A 1,413-nucleotide genomic window follows, 5' to 3' on the forward strand; every position below is an offset into this window, starting at 1 on the left:
TGAGACCTGATGCCGAGCCGATTGTGGTGAAGTGGATGATCCTATGCTGTCGAGAAAAGCCTCTAGCGAGTTTCATGGCGGCCCGTACCCTAAACCGACTCAGGTGGTCAGGTAGAGAATACCGAGGCGTTCGGGTGAACTATGGTTAAGGAACTCGGCAAAATGCCCCCGTAACTTCGGGAGAAGGGGGGCCACATCCGGTGAGAGGACTTGCTCCTTGAGCTGGGGGTGGCCGCAGAGACCAGCGAGAAGCGACTGTTTACTAAAAACACAGGTCCGTGCGAAGCCGTAAGGCGATGTATACGGACTGACGCCTGCCCGGTGCTGGAACGTTAAGGGGACCGGTTAGTCACTCTTCGGGGTGGCGAAGCTGAGAACTTAAGCGCCAGTAAACGGCGGTGGTAACTATAACCATCCTAAGGTAGCGAAATTCCTTGTCGGGTAAGTTCCGACCTGCACGAATGGCGTAACGACTTCTCGACTGTCTCAACCATAGGCCCGGTGAAATTGCACTACGAGTAAAGATGCTCGTTTCGCGCAGCAGGACGGAAAGACCCCGGGACCTTTACTACAGTTTGATATTGGTGTTCGGTTCGGCTTGTGTAGGATAGCTGGGAGACTGTGAAGCGCTAACGCCAGTTAGTGTGGAGTCGTCGTTGAAATACCAGTCTGGTCGTGCTGGATGTCTAACCTGGGTCCGTGATCCGGATCAGGGACAGTGTCTGATGGGTAGTTTAACTGGGGCGGTTGCCTCCTAAAGAGTAACGGAGGCGCCCAAAGGTTCCCTCAGCCTGGTTGGCAATCAGGTGTTGAGTGTAAGTGCACAAGGGAGCTTGACTGTGAGACCGACGGGTCGAGCAGGGACGAAAGTCGGGACTAGTGATCCGGCGGTGGCTTGTGGAAGCGCCGTCGCTCAACGGATAAAAGGTACCCCGGGGATAACAGGCTGATCTTCCCCAAGAGTCCATATCGACGGGATGGTTTGGCACCTCGATGTCGGCTCGTCGCATCCTGGGGCTGGAGTCGGTCCCAAGGGTTGGGCTGTTCGCCCATTAAAGCGGTACGCGAGCTGGGTTTAGAACGTCGTGAGACAGTTCGGTCCCTATCCGCTGTGCGCGTAGGAGTCTTGAGAAGGGCTGTCCCTAGTACGAGAGGACCGGGACGGACGAACCTCTGGTGTGCCAGTTGTTCTGCCAAGGGCATGGCTGGTTGGCTACGTTCGGGAGGGATAACCGCTGAAAGCATCTAAGCGGGAAGCCTGCTTCGAGATGAGGACTCCCACCTCCTAGAGAGGGTAAGGCTCCCAGTAGACGACTGGGTTGATAGGCCGGATATGGAAGCACGGTAACGTGTGGAGTTGACCGGTACTAATAGGCCGAGGGCTTGTCCTCAGTTGCTCGCGTCCACTGTGTT

The 1,413-nt window shown here is 56.1% G+C and carries 1 rRNA gene; it reads left to right on the forward strand.

The features are described 5' to 3' along the window. Positions 1 to 1,391, forward strand: a 23S ribosomal RNA gene (locus tag ACFZDA_RS41540); the annotation flags it as partial. Positions 1,392 to 1,413 lie beyond the last annotated feature (22 nt).

The sequence above is a fragment of the Streptomyces sp. NPDC007991 genome (assembly GCF_042958445.1).
Classification (GTDB): Bacteria; Actinomycetota; Actinomycetes; order Streptomycetales; family Streptomycetaceae; genus Streptomyces.